At 50.8% G+C, this 17,525-nt stretch carries 15 protein-coding genes; 4 read left to right on the forward strand and 11 right to left on the reverse strand.

Annotation, left to right across the window (positions count from 1 at the left end; genetic code table 11):
* The coding region (locus tag BMW93_RS17365; protein WP_143061670.1) for a transposase at positions 1–189 on the forward strand (189 nt) is incomplete at its 5' end.
* 145 nt (positions 190–334) lie between these two features.
* Here the strand turns inward: BMW93_RS17365 and BMW93_RS17370 are convergent.
* The 8 genes from BMW93_RS17370 to BMW93_RS17405 all read right to left on the reverse strand — a co-directional run bounded on the left by BMW93_RS17370 (position 335) and on the right by BMW93_RS17405 (position 9,670).
* Positions 335–2,608, reverse strand: coding sequence for an NADP-dependent malic enzyme (locus BMW93_RS17370; protein ID WP_090378925.1), 2,274 nt, complete (start codon positions 2,606–2,608; stop codon positions 335–337).
* A gap of 114 nt (positions 2,609–2,722) precedes the next feature.
* Entirely contained in the window at positions 2,723–3,913 is a 1,191-nt protein-coding gene (locus BMW93_RS17375) for an MraY family glycosyltransferase (RefSeq protein ID WP_090378928.1), read from the reverse strand.
* Positions 3,914–4,063: 150 nt separating this feature from the next.
* Positions 4,064–4,807: a glycosyltransferase family 2 protein gene (locus BMW93_RS17380; RefSeq protein ID WP_090378932.1), complete on the reverse strand. Its 744-nt coding sequence runs from the start codon at positions 4,805–4,807 to the stop codon at positions 4,064–4,066.
* Positions 4,804–5,370, reverse strand: coding sequence for a putative colanic acid biosynthesis acetyltransferase (locus BMW93_RS17385; protein ID WP_090378935.1), 567 nt, complete (start codon positions 5,368–5,370; stop codon positions 4,804–4,806). Before BMW93_RS17385 ends, BMW93_RS17380 begins: the two co-directional genes overlap by 4 nt.
* Positions 5,327–6,253, reverse strand: a complete 927-nt coding sequence (locus BMW93_RS17390) for a glycosyltransferase family 2 protein (RefSeq protein WP_090378938.1) — start codon at positions 6,251–6,253, stop codon at positions 5,327–5,329. The genes BMW93_RS17385 and BMW93_RS17390 overlap by 44 nt, the downstream gene beginning before the upstream one ends.
* A gap of 26 nt (positions 6,254–6,279) precedes the next feature.
* Positions 6,280–7,434 carry a glycosyltransferase gene (locus tag BMW93_RS17395; protein WP_090378941.1) on the reverse strand — a complete coding sequence of 385 codons (1,155 nt, stop codon included), beginning with the start codon at positions 7,432–7,434 and terminating at the stop codon, positions 6,280–6,282.
* 41 nt (positions 7,435–7,475) lie between these two features.
* Entirely contained in the window at positions 7,476–8,627 is a 1,152-nt protein-coding gene (locus BMW93_RS17400; RefSeq protein WP_090378944.1) for a glycosyltransferase, read from the reverse strand.
* Positions 8,627–9,670: a hypothetical protein gene (locus tag BMW93_RS17405; RefSeq protein ID WP_090378947.1), complete on the reverse strand. Its 1,044-nt coding sequence runs from the start codon at positions 9,668–9,670 to the stop codon at positions 8,627–8,629. Before BMW93_RS17405 ends, BMW93_RS17400 begins: the two co-directional genes overlap by 1 nt.
* Before the next feature lie 290 nt (positions 9,671–9,960).
* Between BMW93_RS17405 and BMW93_RS17410 the strand changes: the two genes are divergently transcribed.
* Positions 9,961–10,839: an alpha/beta fold hydrolase gene (locus BMW93_RS17410; RefSeq protein WP_090378950.1), complete on the forward strand. Its 879-nt coding sequence runs from the start codon at positions 9,961–9,963 to the stop codon at positions 10,837–10,839.
* Between the two features lie 57 nt (positions 10,840–10,896).
* Here the strand turns inward: BMW93_RS17410 and BMW93_RS17415 are convergent, their stop codons facing one another.
* From BMW93_RS17415 to BMW93_RS17425, 3 genes are read right to left on the reverse strand one after another with little or no spacing between them, the layout of a single operon-like run.
* On the reverse strand, positions 10,897–11,265 hold the full coding sequence (locus BMW93_RS17415) for a VOC family protein (protein WP_090378953.1): 369 nt from the start codon (positions 11,263–11,265) through the stop codon (positions 10,897–10,899).
* A 27-nt stretch (positions 11,266–11,292) separates the two neighbouring features.
* Positions 11,293–11,802, reverse strand: coding sequence for a cupin (locus BMW93_RS17420; RefSeq protein WP_090378955.1), 510 nt, complete (start codon positions 11,800–11,802; stop codon positions 11,293–11,295).
* A gap of 12 nt (positions 11,803–11,814) precedes the next feature.
* Positions 11,815–13,152, reverse strand: a complete 1,338-nt coding sequence (locus BMW93_RS17425; RefSeq protein ID WP_090378960.1) for an amidohydrolase family protein — start codon at positions 13,150–13,152, stop codon at positions 11,815–11,817.
* 119 nt (positions 13,153–13,271) lie between these two features.
* Here BMW93_RS17425 and BMW93_RS35490 point away from each other — a divergent pair, with 119 nt between their 5' ends.
* Together BMW93_RS35490 and BMW93_RS17430 are read left to right on the forward strand one after the other, a co-directional pair.
* Entirely contained in the window at positions 13,272–13,448 is a 177-nt protein-coding gene (locus tag BMW93_RS35490) for a DUF6496 domain-containing protein (RefSeq protein WP_012779878.1), read from the forward strand.
* 205 nt (positions 13,449–13,653) lie between these two features.
* The gene (locus BMW93_RS17430) at positions 13,654–17,523 is read left to right on the forward strand and encodes a PAS domain S-box protein (protein ID WP_090379820.1); all 3,870 of its coding nucleotides are present in this window, start codon (positions 13,654–13,656) and stop codon (positions 17,521–17,523) included.
* Positions 17,524–17,525: the final 2 nt, after the last annotated feature.

Raw genomic sequence — 17,525 nt, forward strand, 5'->3', positions numbered from 1 at the left:
GACGAGTTACTGAAAAGTGAAGAGGGAATCCAGAAACGAAAAAAGCGGTGCTTTGATGTCGAACCTGTCTTCGGCAATATCAAGCATAACCACAACTTTCGCCGGTTCATGCTCCGTGGCAAGCAAAAGGTTGAGATCGAATGGGGATTGATTGCGATAGCACAGAATATCAGGAAGAAGGCAGCTTAGATAGGCTTGATCTAGCTCAGGAACTGCCCATGCCGCTAAAATCTTATACCAATCGGAAAACACGTTTGTAAACCATTTAAAACAGAAGCCCGTCCCAAAAATGATTTGAGACGGGCTCTTTTGTTTTATGCATGATCGAAAAGCATTACTGGCCTTTCATTTGCGCTTCCACAACGGCAATCGCCACCATGTTCACAATTTCCCGCACCGAGCTACCTAATTGCAGCACGTGTACTGGCTTTTTGAGGCCGAGCAGGATTGGTCCGATGGTTTCGAGTTCCGCGGCCTCTTTCAGCAGGTTATAAGCGATGTTACTGGCCGAAAGGTTGGGGAAGATCAATGTATTTGCGCCGCCGTCGACGAGGTCGCTGAACGGGTGATTTTCCTTCAATAATGTCGTATTGAATGCAAGGTGCGCCTGCAACTCGCCTTCCACGATCATCGACGGGTTGCGTTTTTTCAGGATCGCGGTAGCGTCGCGCATTTTCTCGGCGTCGGCCCCTTTGGCGCTGCCGTAGTTGGCATAAGTTACCAATGCAATGCGCGGCTGGATGTTGAAACGCTCCACGGCTTTCGCAGTCAGTTCGGTGATTTCCACGATGTCATCGACGGTCGGGTCGAGGTTGACGGTGGTATCGGAGAAAAACAGCGGGCCTTTCGGGGTGAGCAGAATGTACATACCGGCCACTTTGTTGACGCCGTCCTGCTTACCGATCACTTGCAGCGCCGGGCGGATCGTGTCGGGGTAAGTTCTTGTCAGACCGGAAATGAATGCGTCTGCCTCGCCCGTTTCAACCATCATCGAGCCGAAGTAGCTTTTGAAATACATCGTGCGACGTGCTTCAATAGGGGTAAGCCCCTTTCTTTTGCGCTTTTCGAACAATTTGGCGGCATACTTTTCGATCATGGCATCGCTTTCCGGTACGCGCGGGTCGATGATCGACACGTCGGCCAGGTCGAGCTTACTTTCACGGATTAAATGCAGGATGGTGTCCTTATTACCGAGCAAAATCGGCGTGGCAATGCCTTCGTCGCGTACCTGTTGGGCGGCCCGCAACACCTGAATGTTCTCGGCATCCGCAAATACGACCTTTTTAGGGGATAATTTCGCTTTGTTGAGGATCACGCGTGAGATCTGCTCATTGCGCCCCAGGCGGCTCGAAAGCTCTTGTTCGTAAGCATCCCAATCGGTGATCACCTTCCGTGCAACACCGGTAGCAATGGCGGCTTTCGCCACAGCGGGTGCTACGGTCGTTAACAGGCGCGGATCTACCGGTTTTGGAATGATATAATTTTTACCAAAAACGATATTGGTCTCATTATAAGCGAGGTTCACGATATCGGGAACGGGCTTGGTAGCGAGGTCGGCCAATGCGTGAACGGCTGCCAGCTTCATTTCCTCGTTGATTTCCGTCGCACGTACGTCGAGCGCGCCCCTGAATATGTACGGGAAGCCGAGCACGTTGTTCACCTGGTTGGGGTAATCGGAGCGGCCGGTGGCCATGATCACGTCTTCGCGGGCTTCTACGGCATCCGGGTAGGGAATTTCGGGGTTCGGGTTGGCCATGGCGAGCACAATAGGGTCCTTTGCCATCGATTTTACCATCTCCTTGGAAACAATGTCTGCGGTGGAAAGGCCGAGGAAGAGGTCGGCGCCTACCATAGCTTCTTCCAGCGATTCGTAAGCCTTGTCGGTCGCGAATTGCTTCTTCATATCGCTCAGATCCGTCCGGCCATTATGAATATGCCCTTTGGTATCGAACATAGCAATGTTTTTCGGACTGGCTCCCAATGAGAGGTACAGCTTCGTACACGATACCGCGGATGCGCCCGCGCCGGATACGACCACGCGGATGTCTTCGATCTTTTTGTTGACGAGCACCAATGCATTTAGCATGGCCGCGGCGCTGATGATCGCCGTTCCGTGCTGGTCGTCGTGCATGACGGGAATGTTCAGCTCTTTTTTGAGCCGCGCTTCTATTTCAAAGCATTCGGGCGCTTTGATGTCTTCCAGGTTGACGCCACCGAAAGTCGGTTCGAGTATCTTGACCGTTCTTACAAATTCATCGACGTCCTTGGTGTTGAGTTCTATGTCAAAAACGTCGATGTCGGCATATATTTTGAAGAGCAGGCCTTTCCCTTCCATCACCGGTTTGGAGGCTTCGGGGCCGATATCACCCAGGCCAAGCACGGCGGTACCATTACTGATTACGGCCACCAGATTGCCCTTGGCGGTATATAAATAAGCATTTTCTACATTTTCGGCGATTTCCAGACAAGGCTCGGCCACGCCGGGTGAATAGGCAAGCGAAAGGTCGCGCTGGGTACTCGTTTCTTTGGTGGGGATGACCTGTATTTTTCCTGGTCTACCCTTGGAATGGTAGTATAGCGCGTCTTCTTTTCTAATCTTTTTGTTCATACCTGAGTTGACGATGTTTCGTGCAAGGTACAAACATTCGGTTCACCGCAATGAAATCCGGGAAGGTATTCGCCAGAATTTCATTACGGATTTTGAGACGGCTGGTTACATCGATTATTGGAAGGTAGAAAGGTCATCGTCAGCCAATGAGGGGCTTTTGACCAATTTTTTCCGCTCTTTGACGGTAACAATTCGTTTTTTGAGAAAATAGGCAAATACCATGTACAGACCGAACATTCCTACGTAAATGTACAACGATGCGGTGTTGGTAATGTCGCCATGGAACGTGAAGAATAAAGCCGTGTTGATGATGGTCACCATCCACAATGTGAACGATGCCCAGAAGTGATTAAGGCCGTTGTCGATCAGGATGTGGTGCATATGGTTGCGGTCGGCCACGAAGGGCGAGCCGCCTTTGAAAATGCGGACGATGAACACGCGTAATGTATCGAAGATCGGCACGATTAGCAGTACCATCACGATGATCGGCGCATTGAAATAGGCATTGGGGTCGTGCAGGTAACCTACGTTCAGTGAAAGGAACTCTACCGCGAAGATCGAAAGCAGGTAGCCGACGATCAGCGAACCGGTGTCGCCCATGAAAATCTTGCTGGTTTTGGAAAAATTAAAACGCAGAAAACCGAGCAACGAGCCCGACATCGCGAATGCAAGGCAACCGAATGAGAAATGATCGTTGGCGATGAACCAGATCCCGAACCCAAGGCCTGCAATGAGGCTGATACCGCCCGCGAGGCCGTCAATCCCGTCGATGAGGTTGATCGCATTGATGATGGCGATGAAAATGAAAACTGTGAGCGGAATGCTGATAAAGTCCGAAACACCGTGAATGCCGAAGATGCCGTAGAAGTTATCGACCTTGAAATTCCCCATCGCGACGAGGATCAGCGAGGCGAAAATCTGGATGATAAGTTTCTTCGTTGGGTCTACTGCCAGGATATCGTCTTTAATCCCCAGGAAAAACAAGATGATCACGCCGGTCATCGCCAGGCTGATCAGGTTCGAATCGAGGATGTTCTCCGAATGCGGCCACAGGAAATAGGCAATTAAAGTCGCCGCAAATATGGCAATACCGCCCAAAGTAGGCGTTTCCGTTTCATGTGAGCTTCTGAAACCCGGCTTGGCAGTCAAATGCAGCAGGTTGGAGAGGTTGATGATGATGGGTATTGAAATGATCGAAAGAAAGCAGCCTATCAGGAATGAAAGAAGGCATTGATAGATGTCGTGATGGACAAGCGTATTGACGTTTCCTTCGGTCAGAATTTGCAGAGGTAGTTGTAGTTCCATGAGCCTGTCAAATTGGGAAGTGCGTTGAGGTGCGGATCCTAAAATCCAAATTCAAATATCGAAATATAAACCAATAATTGTAATATGCAAATGCCTGAATATCAAAATATTTACTGTTTGGTTTAAGGTACTTCAGTTGACTTCCGTGTCTTAGATAAATTGTATAATTTTTCTCAAAGGTTTTAACCACAAAGTATAAAACCGGGGTTCGAGATGGTTGATTTTCCATGCCAGCCGGTCGTTCCGGTTAGCAGCGATGCGGTTCTTGAATGTACTGTTGCTGACACCTCCGGCCCGCATTTTCACGAGGACTTTGGGTACATAAGCAAGCTTGATGTTTTCACGATGTACGAAACGGAGCATCAGTTCGTAATCTGCTGCGCTACCGAGATCGAGGCGGAAATGCCCGTGTGTGTTGTAGACCTCTTTCTTGACGAAAAAAGTAGGGTGCGGCGGCATCCATCCATTCAAAAACGCGCCTACCTTGTAAGCACCAGAGACCCATTTCCGGCGTACGAGCGTTGCATCGTTTGCATCAATATATTCAAGATCGCCATAGGAAGCGTCGAAATCGCCGGAAGCCAGCACCCCGGCCACCTCGCTGATCACCGACGGATACGCGTAAAAATCGTCGGCATTCAGAATCCCTATGACATCACCGGTTGCCAATTGTATGCCTTTGTTCATGGCATCGTAGATTCCGGCGTCCGGTTCGCTTAGAAAACGGGCGATTTTGTCACCGTACGACCGCACGATTTCCTGGGTACCATCCTTCGAATTCCCGTCCACGATAATGTACTCGATATCCGGATAATCTTGCGCGAGTACGGACTCTATGCAGTGACCGATCGTCGCCGCACCATTATATACAACAGTAAGTATGCTTACTTTCAACTGGTTATAGTTCTTGTTTTGATATATTTTGCAGGATTTCCCTGGTAAATTCCATAAGCTTCCAAATGGCTCGTAGCAACTGATCCAACGGTCAGCAGCGCGTGGGAGCCTACCTGCACGCCCGGACAAACCGTTGCCTGCGCGCCGATCCAGGAGCCGGTCCCCAGCGTTATGGGCTTCACAATCAGGTCAAAAGTGCTTTTTCTGTAATTATGATTGCCCGTTAAAAGCATTGCGCCCTGCGACAGGCATGCATTTGATTCGATAGTCACCAATGTGAGGTTGTCGATCCACACATTTTCCCCGATCCAGACATGGTCGCCTATTTGCAGGAACCAGGGGTATTTCACGTTCACCTTTGGCTTGATCACCACCCCTTTGCCGATCTTCGCGCCGAACAGCCGGAGCAATGCAACCTTGAATGCGGAAGGATATGGAATGTGTGTGTGAATGAACAGCCGGTTCAACAAATACCATGTTACCAGCTTCGGATAGCCACCCGGATTGTACCAATCGTTGTTATAAACGGACAGATTGGTTTGGGTTCCTGAGGTCTTTTCCATATTCCGTCCTGAAATGTGATACAATAGCTTCCTTGTCGCGGCCTACCCGGTGATACACTTCGTAAATCTTGGCATCCACCAGGAAGCGATACCAAAACCCCTGTAAAACGTGCCACATTAGCCCCTTTGTTCCATCCAGGAACCCCAACTTCACGAAGTACCTGAATGTGAAATAGATAAACGGCCTCGTGAAAAGCGGCATACCGGCATATTTGATTTTGAGGAAACGCGTGCGCTGCTCCTGGTTGCCCCAGAAACTCGGTTCGACGGTCTCTTTGCTATCAAAGTTATATTTAATGTTCAACAGGTCGATGACCTCCCGGATTGCGTAATTGTTATGCTTTTGCGTCCACCAGGTGAGGTTATTAAGGTTATGATCGACGATATCGTGCTGTAACTGAGCGGTGGTGCCGCTGCTTAGTTTGATATGTTCATCCATCCATAACTCCTCGCAAATGCCCAGCCCGCGCCGCCATACGCGCAGGAGCCAGATGGGGTAATAGCCACCGCGGCGAATCCATTTTTCCATGAAAATCACCCTGCGTTTCACGTAAAGTCCCGAGACATTTTCAGGCACCTGCGCGAGCGAGCTGTTCAGTTCTGCGGCGAGTTCGGGCGTAATGTACTCGTCCGCATCCATGCGCATGAGCCATTGGGTCTGGAACGGGTTATTCCGGATACCGAAATTAAACTGGAACGCGTAGGAAACCCAGGGATTCTGTACCACCGTAGCGCCGAGGCCTTCGGCAATTGCAACAGTGTCGTCGGTGGAATGGGAGTCGACGATGAAAATTTTATCAGTAACCTGTAACAGGCTTTGAATGCACCGGCCGATGTGCTTGGATTCGTTGTGTGTTAAAATGATGACGGATAAATCAATCATATCGGTTACTTTGGCCGCAAATGTAGTTACTTTTTTTGAACTTTCTTGTATTCTTCCAATAACTGATTGGCAACCACGCGGATGTCAAAATTTTCGGTAACCATCTTGTAAGCTCGATTTGCGATGCCTTCGGCGTAAGACCTGTCTTGTAATATTTTAAGAAGTCCATCCGCCACGCCTTCGCTGCTCAGTGGGGTAAGGTAAGCCGCATCGTACTGAGCAATGTAGTCGCCGAAGCCCACCCGGTCGGACACGAGCGCGGGTACGCCGGATGTCATCGCTTCCAGTACCGCGATCGAAAATCCTTCCGAATAGGAGGGAGAGACGAAGAGATCGGCATCGGCTAACGCTTCTTTTTTGATGGTGTCGGTGAGCATACCTACCAGTTTAATGCGGTCTCCGAGGTTGTGTTTGCGGATAAAATCTTCGGTTTCGGCCTGGTAACCGTCGTCGGGGCCTGCTAATATCAGCTGGGCATTCGGTAATTGCTCATGAACCTTTTGAAATGCGGGCAAAAGCAGGTCGAGGCCTTTCTTGATATTCAGCCGGGCCAGGAAAAGTACCATTTGCTGGTCGGGTGAAATACCGTGTTTGGCACGGAAGGTACCTTTGGCAGGCAGATTCGAGCGGGTATATTCGTCGAGTTTCATACCGTTGGGCACAATCACCATGTTTTTCGGTCGGTAACCCAGGTAGCGGATCACGTCTTCTTCCTCGTCCGTGTTGTTGATCTGGATGAGATCGGCCTGGCCAAGCAGTTTCTTTTGGTATAAAAAAGTCACCAGATCTTTCTTCCACTTGCTGTGCGCTACCGCCCATTTGTCGAGCAGGCCGTGGATGGTGATGACTTTCACCGCTTTCGAAGGGATCAGGAATGGCGCGAGGCTACCGAAATGCCAGATCCCGTGCATGTGTACCACGTCGTATTCGTGGATGTGTTTTTTCAAATATTTGTACAATTCGACGGAAAACTCCCGGTAGACATTGCTCAGGGGCGTCGTACGCGCGACAGCGATCAGGCGTGCGCCCTCGGGCACGGGGTACATTTTCTCGCCGGGCGTCATCGGGCTCAGTATGTCGACCTGGTGGCCTTGCTTCACGACCTCTGTGGTGTGGTCGTAGATAATGCGGGCCGGGCCTCCGATCGCCCATGTATATGCACAAATATTGAGTATTCGCATGCTTGGGGTTAAATGTATAGTTGTGTTCGTAATGCGTCCCGTCATTGGCTGGCGAGGTCGCGGTAAGTCGCGGCCATTTGCCCGGCCACCGGGCCGGACGCAAACGGGGCGATCAGTTTTAAAGATTCTTGTCCCATTCCGGCCATGCGGTCGGGATTTTGGATAAAAAAGGCTAAATGCTTTTCTAGTTCGGCCTGTTGGGTGTGATTAAATGCAAACCCGTTCACACCATGGCGTACAAGATCGGCGGCACATCCGCACGTATCGGACACGATGACGGGCATTCCGCACACCATTGCCTCATTCACCACCAGTCCCCACGGCTCCGATTTGCTGGGCAATACCAGCACATCACTCTGCGCCAGCCAGCCAGGCACCTGGTACCACGGGAATCCACCCGCGAAAATGACCTGGTTTGCAATGCCCGAGTCGGTTGCAAGCTTTTCCAGATGGGCTCGTTCGGGTCCGTCGCCTACAAAGAGCAGTTGCCAGTCCGACCCGGTTTCTTTCACAGTTTTAGCAAATGCAAGCATCAGTGTATTCAGATTCTTTTCCGGTGCAAGCCTTCCTACATAGACAAATTTCCGCGAAATACGCTTTTCCGCCGTTGCAAGTTCCGCTTTGGCTTCATCGTACCGCTGCCGGATCACCTGTTCGTCAATCACTGCCGCATTCCGCGTTTTGATTGCACTTTTCTGCACACCCAGGCTTTCCAGGTATTCCGCAGATGTTTTTCCAAAGCAAAAAAATGCGCTGGCGCGGCCTACAATTACTTTCTTGATCCACTCTTTCCAGGCCGAGCGGTTGTGGTCGGCGGAGGACGATTCCGATGAAATTACCACTTGCACACCTTTCCACCGCGCGTAAAACATGAGCAGCACCTGCGCCCAGTCGAAATAGCCCGTGATATTGAGCACGTCGGGCCGGTATTCGTCGAACACCCTGAAAAGCGCCTCGCGCCGTTCGCCGAAGCTTACCTGATCAAGGCTGCGTTCGAAAAGCACTTTGTAAGGATAATCATAAATGATCGTATCGTCGTTTTGCATTCCTTTTCGGCTCGCCTCGTACAACGCGATCTGCGCAACGAGGAGTTCGTCCGTCGGATTGGCCCGTTTGATAGCCCGGTCGATCTCGCTGAAAAGCTTCGATTTATAATGCGCCCATAATTGGTTGTGAACGATCAGTACCCGCATTATTTCCGAAGTTTAAGGTATTCCTGAAACAATGGGTACAGATTATCGGCCAGGAAAACTTGCCCGCCGCTATTGAAATGCACGACGTCCATTTTTCGGTATCTCTCCTTTGAAACACCGAACTTGAACTCGTCTATCAGTCTGATATTCTTCTCCCTAGCGAATGCGATGATCTCCTGCCCCTGGTCATTGAAATGCCCCAGATCGATTTCGGAGATTTCGGGATGCAGGTAAATGAACATCGGGATACTGTCTTTTTGCGCGATTTCATAAAGTTGCTCGTACCCTGGATTGAATATCAGACCAGGCTTGCGGATACCTGCCTCGTTCAGTTTTTTCGCTTCGACAGTATCCTCCACAGCCTTCGCGTCCGCGGCTACATGCGCGCTATCCGTTACGTCGGGTTTCACAATGGCGATATTGTCTTCCTTTTTCTCCGGTTCGGGCGTCAGGAAAAGGGTATCCAGAAAATAGAAGAACATCCAGCGATAACGGTCCCATAGTTCGTAAAGGGCCACTTTATACTGCTTGTTCGGCCACCCCGGATCGATGCCCACCGGGCTCTGATGCGACATAATATCGTGTGCGTCGTGGCTGCTTGTTACGAGGCAGATCAGTTTGGCTTTGAAAGTACCGTATTTTTTGAGGTAGGCGGCGGTATTATCCGGTCCCCACGACCCGGCAGAAATGTTCAGGACGCGTACCCGTTTGTTGAAATCCTTTAAAAAACGTTTTTCGAGCAGGGTAGAAGCAATGCTGTCCTGGTCGGTAAGGCTTCCGCCGTTGACGACCGAATCACCTATCAGCAGTATCACGAGACTATCGGTAGGCAGCACTTCCTCGTTCCGCATCGAAAGGCTGTTGGTCCGTAGCACCTGACCGAACCTTTTTACGTCCTGGTTGGGCGCGTAGATATATTCAAAATCAGGGTCGGAAACGTAGAGCGGTGAGTTACAAAAGCCATATTTTACCCTTAATACAACCTCGGTAATCCCCGCGAGAACGACAATAGCAATTAAAAAACCGTAAACAAACTTTAACATCAAGTGAACGTCTTCTGCGTCGAAAGTGACTGCAAATTTAGGATTACTTTTTCCAATTACTGCCTTTTCGGTTTTGCGATAACTAAATATGTGGGTATTTGATCCGGCAGAATATCACTTTTGCCGACCTATCTCCCCGCTGTCTATATCTATCTACAACTAACTGTACAATGCAAACGATGCCGGAGTATCGATACGGGTCTATTTCCAACGATCACCTTTTTGGCACAGCTCTTTTTAACCTCGGGTTGCATTTAATACCATTAATCAAAAACTAAAAACAGAACGTCATGGGATTTATAGAATCAAAATCGGGCATCAATGCGGAGCCTGTGCAGCTTTTCGTGCACGAGGTAGGGCAGGGTAAGCCCGTTGTCTTCATTTCCGGGTGGCCGCTGAGCCATGAAATGTGGGAATATCAGTTCAATGTTTTGCCTAAACACGGCATTCGCTGCATCGGCTACGACCGCCGCGGTTTCGGGAAATCGGACAAACCGTGGAATGGGTATGATTACGATACCCTGGCTGCCGATCTTAAATCGGTGATCGATGCATTAGACCTGGACGATGTGATCCTGGTAGGATTCTCGATGGGCGCCGGCGAAGTAGTGCGTTACCTGAGCAAATACGGCAGCGCCAAAGTTTCCAAAGCGGTGCTTATCAGTACGGTGCTTCCTTATATGCTCCACACGGAGGACAACCCCGAAGGTTTGCCACAGGAAATGTTCGATGGGTTTGTGCAGGAAATCGAAGACGACCGTCCGAAGTTTCTGGCAGGTTTCGGTAAGAGCTTTTATGGAAACGCATTTTTAAATAATGCGGTAAGCGACGAGCTGTTGCAATGGCACAGCATGCTGGCATTGCAAGCCTCCGGGCGTGCCACTACACAATGCGTCCGCAGTTTCAGCGCTACCGATTTCCGCAATGAAATATCGCTGCTGGATGTGCCCGTGCTGATCATCCACGGAGAGGACGACAAGACCGTTCCGATTAACGTCAGTAGCGAGCGAACTTCCGAAATGCTTCCCGGCGCCGAGTATATTGTTTACGAAAGTGCGCCGCACGGCCTGTTCGTCACCCATAAGGAGCGCCTGAACGAGAATCTGATTCAGTTTATCAACCAGGAAGTGGTGACGATCAGTAATCCGTACACCGATATTGCGACTTAGATTTGAAATATATTGATACAAAACCGCAGGGGCTGCACCATTCGTGCAGCCCTCTTCTTATGCAATCATTTCAATCAGTTCGATACGGTTCCCGAACGGGTCGCGGAAGGAGAAGCGGTTGCGATCGGGGATTTTGCTTTCATTTTTGAATTCGATACCGTGTTTTTCAAGCAATGCGCGGGCCTCTTCCAGGTCGGCTACTTCGAACGCCGGATGCCGTTGTGAAATATCGTGCACGTCTTCCGCGCGGATATGCAACTGAATATCGCCGATTTGGAACCAGATAGCCCCGTTAGGCAGCGGGTAGCCCAGGTCGGTCAGTTCTTCGAGGCCCAGTACGCCGCCATAGAATTCGCGCGCCTGCTGCTCGGTTCCCGGCGGGATGCAGAGCATAATGTGGTCGAGTCTTTTGAATTTAATTTTCATGATCAGGAGTGATTTCGGGCATTAAAACTACTGCCATATTTTGGATAAACCTTTCTCGGTGCCCCAAATCGGGTCAAAAAGCGGGAGAGGTACATTACGGATGTTTTCCAATGCACGCGGCCTGTCGCCCGGCTCCCCGCGTAAAATATCGTAATCGCGGCCGTCGGGGTAAGCGCCCACCACTGCAAAATCCGACGACGCTTGGAGCTTCTTGTGGCCCACTCCGGCTGGTATCACCAGCACATCACCCGCGGTAACGTGCAGTTTTTCGCCCCGCTCGCCACCCATATGCAGGAGCGCATTGCCAGCATATACACCCAGCACCTTATGCGTGATGCTGTGGTAATGATGGTACGAAAATACGCCATCGCGCCACGAATTCGTCCAGTTATGCTCCGCGAACCGCTTTTCGAGCCACTCGGCGCCTTCCTGGCCGGTTGCTTTAAAGGTGCCACGGTAAACGAGCAGCGGAAATTTGTTGTTCGGAATGCTGCCGTCGTCGTTGAATTGGTAAGTGTGGGGTTGTGTGATGTTCATGGTTTTTGTTGTTTAATGAAGCGGCCCCTTACTTACCTCTTTCCCTTCCTTCCAAACAGATTCGATCTTTCGTGTGTTCCGGATATCGTCGACGGGATTGGCGGAGAGGATGAGGAAGTCCGCTTTTTTGCCCTTTTCGAGAGTACCCTTTTCGTTGTCGATGCGCAAGGCGGTGGCGGCGTTGCGGGTGCTGACGGTGATGGCTTGCGCGGGTGTGAGGCCGGCTTTTACCATCAGTTCCATTTCCAGATGCTCCGTAAAGCCCTGGGTGCGGATGGGGAATGCGCCGGAGTCGGTGCCGAGGGCAACCTGGATACCTGCGTCGTAAATTTTTTTCAGGTTGATCATCGCCGTTTTGAATGCCGACATATTGCGCTGGTAATCCGGTGCGTTTTTGATTTTCTCCCCGTAAGCCTTATCCGTAATCATCTCGAATACGCCCGGTTCGAGCGAGGCTTTGAAAAATGCGTCGTTGACCCAGTCGGGGTTGCCGGCATATACAAACTGGTATTCGTCCAAAGAAAGCGTGGGAATGTACGTGACGTTTTTCTGCTTCATTTTGGTAAGCAAATCCTGGTCCACTTCCTTGTCGCGGATGCTGTGGGCGATAATGTCGATCCCGGCTTCGGTGAGCTTGCGGGCGTCTTCGACGTAGAACAGGTGCGCAGCCACGCGGATATTACGCTTGTGCGCCTCGCGGATGATGGCCTGGTAAATCTCGGGTTTCATCTTTTGCGCATTGCCGCCATGGTCGTCGACCCATATTTTGACGACCGTCGGTTTCACAGCCGCCAGTTTTTCCATCATGGCCGGTACATCGTCGGCTGTGTTGGGGCGGAGCAAGAGGTTCATCCACGAGCCGGGGTTCGGATCGGGCGTGTTGAAACCGTATCCGGCCGAATACAGCCTGGCCCCTGGGAGCTGTCCGGCCTGGGTGGAATCGATGAACCCGTTGAATATCAATGGCCGGTCGGTACCCATGGCGAGCACGGCGCCGACGCCGTAATCCTCGTATTTTTTGAGATGCCGGAGCAGGTTTTCGCGGGTGTAATTGTCCGCGGAGGACGTTGTTCCTTTGAGTGTGCCGACGTGTGCATGTGCGCATACGAGCGAGGGCATGACGGTCTTGCCGCTCAGATCGATCTCGCGGGCGCCGTTGGCTTTAATACCTTTTTGAATGGCGGTAATTTGATTGCCTGTAATCAGAATATCGGTATTCGAACGTGCAGGAGAACCGGTACCGTCGATCACCGTGGCGTTTTTGAGCAAGACAGAACCGGCATTTTGCGCAATAGCGCCGGCGCTGAAAAACACGCTGGTCAATTGAAATAGCAATAATGATTTTTTCATGCGTTACGGGTTTGGAATAAAAGGGAATGCGGCGGCGCGTTGGTATGCATTTTGATTCAATAAAAGCCGCGCCAGTCAGGTGCGAAAAATAAAAACATCAACACCTAAAAAATAATATCATGGCCAAATATTCGAAAAAAGCTGGTGAAAAGGTGGAGGAAGCCTTGCATGAGCAAAAAGAAGGTAAACTAAAATCGGGTTCGGGGAAAAAGGTAACTTCCAAAAAGCAAGCAATTGCTATTGGCCTGTCCGAGGCCCGCAAGGAAGGTGCCAAGGTGCCGAAAAAGAAAGATTAACAGCACGTGAGCTAAAAAAGCCCTTTTTTCGTGGTTCGGAAAGAGGGCTTTTTGGTAAATGATTTAAAGTACGGAATTTATATATGTAGAATTTGTTTTAAAATATAATAAAATTAGCTCCCAAGGGCTTCCTTGTCCCTAACATAGTCGAATAACTGCTATATTGTACGACACTACCGACGTTTCTAATCGCAAGTTTTTTAAAATGAATGACCTGAGGAAGGAGCTTTTCAAGCTGCTGCAAAAGGATGAACGTGTTTTTGACTTTATCCAGGACTCGGCCACAGACGGTTTACTGATTTGGAAGCATTCTAATCCGGACGATTGCTGGCCCGACGCGAAGTTGCAGCAGACACTCGCGCCAGGTCTTCCACAAGGTACGGACCCGCTTTCTTCACTTTTTGAGAATCGCTCATTTAAGATCCATACCACGAATGCCCTGGCCAGTTTCCCGGAAAATCCGGAACCGCGCTACGGCACCGTCAGGATTGCACAGGATAATGTGCGGGCCCTGCGGCTGGCCGTCCATTCCATTTGTGTATGCTCCGAAATACACGGATGGCTTGTTTTGTCGGGTTTTCGTCAAGACGACCTCATGCCCGGGCTGCCGTTACCGGTTACCGGCACGGAGCTCCATCATTCTTTCCTGAACAGCCATGCCATTTACGTCACGAGCATCGACCTGAAAGGCAATTACAAGTATGTCAACGACCATTTCTGTGAGTTTTACGGGCTGGAAAGGCTTGAAATTATCGGTAAATCGTCGCTTAGCGGCGTGGTTCCCGAGGACATCGAAAAATGCCTGCAAGTAGGCGAACATTGCTTTGTCAGCCCGGGTACACCGCATCCTGTCGTTCTCCGGAAGCACTCTCGGCATGGCGTGAAGACCACGCAATGGGAGTTTACGGGCATAGCGGACGAAAACGGTGTGATTACCGAGATATTCTGCATCGGTTACGATATTACCCAGCATCTGAAAGTGCAGGAAGACCTCTCGGTGCTGGTATCCAATATGCAGGATGTGCTGTTTACAATTACCCCGGCAGGTGTTTTTAGTTACGTATCTCCCAGCTGGACGTCGATGTACGGTCATACCGTAGAGGAAACGGTAGGAAGACCATTCACCGAATTCATTCACCCCGACGATTTCCATATCTGCTTCGAGGCATTGCGCATTACCGCCGAAACCGGCGTACCAGTGCCGGGCGGCGTGGAGCACCGGATCAGGCATCGTGACGGTTCGTGGTCGTGGAGCAATACCAGTGCCAATATCGACCCGGTAAGCAAGGACATCATCCTTACAAGCCACGATATTACCGAGCTGCGGAACTCCCGCGAGCGGCTCAAAGAATTGGCCATAGTTGCTTCCAATACAACAGATTATATTGTAATAACAGACAGCCAGGGATACATTACCTGGGTCAATAAGGCCTACGAAACGCATACCGGCTACGACAGAAGGGAGGTAAAGGGTAAAAACCCGCTGCTGTTGCTACGCGGGCCCGAGACCGACCCCGATACCCTCGACCGGATCTGGTTGTATTGTAAAGAAAAACAGGTCGTGCGGGAAGAAGTGCTGTGCTATACCAAAGCGGGAGTGAGTTACTGGGTAGACCTTAAAGTGACCCCGGTGTTCGACGACTACGGCAAATGCACCCATTTCATTGCCGTGGAAAGGGATATTACGGCCCGCAAAAAGGCAGACCAGGAACTCAAACGCATCAAGGATATCCAGGAGCAGACCAACAGCGTCGCACGCGTGGGCGGATGGGAGCTATATACGCGTACGGGAGAGCTTTACTGGTCGTCGACTACGAAGGAAATCCATGAGGTACCGCAGGACTATGTTCCGCATATCGACGCGGCTCTTAACTTTTATAAAGAAGGGTACAGCCGCGAGACCATTACGCGGGTCGTGGCGGATGGCTTGGCCAACGGTACTCCGTGGGACAGCGAATTGCAGGTTGTGACCGCGAAAGGCAATGAATTGTGGGTCAGGGCGATAGGAGACGCCGAAATGGTCGACGGCGTATGCGTACGCATTTACGGGGCGTTCCAGGACATTACGCACAGGAAACAGGCGGAAATGGATATCAAAAATTCCGAAGCCAAATTCCGAAGCCTGTACGATTCCACCAGTGACGCCGTGATCCTTTTCGACCATTCCGGCTACCTGGATTGCAATGATGCCGCATTGAAAATGTTCGGGATCGATTCGGTGGAGGCTTTCCTGAGCATGCCGATGGGCGATTTGTCGGGCCTGAATGAGATGGGTATGGAAGCCCACAAGCGGGAAGGTAACCAGCACGTCCGCGCAGTTTACGAAAAGGGTTCGCACAGTTTTGAATGGAAATACAGGCGCTTCGGTGAGTCGAAGGAGTCGTTTATTGCCGAGGTCTTGCTCAACCTGATGAAAGTCAACGACTCGGAGATTATTCAGGCCGTAATCCGCGACATTACGCTGCGGAAGCGTGCGGAACTCGAATTGCTCGAAGCGCGGGAACAGGCAGAGTCTGCCAGCAAGTTAAAATCGGAGTTTCTGGCCAATATGAGCCATGAGATCCGGACGCCGCTGAATGGGGTGGTCGGTTTTACCGATTTGCTGATGAAAACCAATCTCGACGAAACCCAGCAGCAATATATGTCGATGGTATTCCAATCGGCCAACTCGCTGATGGACATTATCAACGACATCCTCGATTTTTCCAAAATAGAAGCGGGCAAGCTGGAACTGACCCCCGAAAAGACGGACCTGCTCGAAATCAGCGGGCAGGTGGCCGACATGGTCACGTATCAGGCGCAGCAAAAGCACCTGGAGATGCTCCTGAACATCCCCGCCGACATTCCCCAGTTCGTCTGGTGCGATTCGGTGCGGTTGCGGCAAATCCTGGTGAACCTGCTCAGCAATGCCGTTAAATTCACGAGCGAGGGCGAAATCGAGCTTAAAATAGAGTTGTTACAAAATGTAAGCGGCCTGGACTATACATTCCGGTTCTCGGTCCGCGACACGGGCATTGGTATAGACCCTCAAAACCAGCGCCGCATTTTCGAGGCATTTTCTCAGGAAGACTCTTCCACCACGAAACGGTTCGGCGGCACCGGCCTCGGGCTAACCATTTCCAACAGCCTGCTGGGTTTAATGGACAGCCGCCTGCAACTCGTGAGCAGACTCGAACAAGGCAGTACCTTCTTTTTCGATGTGACATTCCGGGCCATCGAGGGCGAAGACCGGTTTGAATGGGAGAATGTGGAGCAAATCGAACACGTGTTGGTGGTGGACGATAATGCGCATAACGGGCAGATACTGAAAGACATGCTGGCAAACAAACGGATCGAAGCGGACTACGTTCGTAGCGGCGAGGAAGCTTATGACCTGCTTTCTTCGGGTACAAAATACGATGTGGTATTGATGGATTGCCAGATGCCCGGCTGGGACGGGATCGAAACGATCCGGAAACTGAGAAAACTGGAAGGCGCTCAGGCCCGTCAACCGGTGATATTGCTGAACGATTCCTTCGACGACGAGGCGCTCAGTACTTTTGGTCATGAGTTGGATATCAGGCATTTTTTGGTAAAACCAGTTAAAATACAACAACTCTTTCACGCACTTTCCCATCTCGGGCTCAAAACGACAACCCCGGAAAAGCGGGCGAAAATAGTAGCGCAGGAAAAACTATCCGTAGAAACTTACGAAACAGGTGAAGTGAAAATACTCATAGCGGAAGATCATAAGATCAATATGCTGCTGGTGAAGTCGATGCTGGGCAAAATACTGCCCGGCAGCGAGTTAATAGAAGCGGCGAACGGAAAAGAGGCCATAGAAGCGTTCCGCAGGACCAGCCCCGATATGGTTTTTATGGATATCCAAATGCCCGAAATGAACGGATATGAAGCCACGCGCGAGATCAGGCTGGCGGGTAGCTCACACGTCCCGATCATCGCCCTGACGGCCGGTACGGTCGTGGGCGAGCGCGAAAAATGCATCGACGCCGGTATGGACGATTACCTCACCAAGCCGGTTTTGAAAGAAACGCTCGAAGCGGCCGTCCGTAAATGGCTTCCCAAAATGAACTAGCT

It is taken from the genome of Dyadobacter sp. SG02 (assembly GCF_900109045.1).
GTDB lineage: Bacteria > Bacteroidota > Bacteroidia > Cytophagales > Spirosomataceae > Dyadobacter.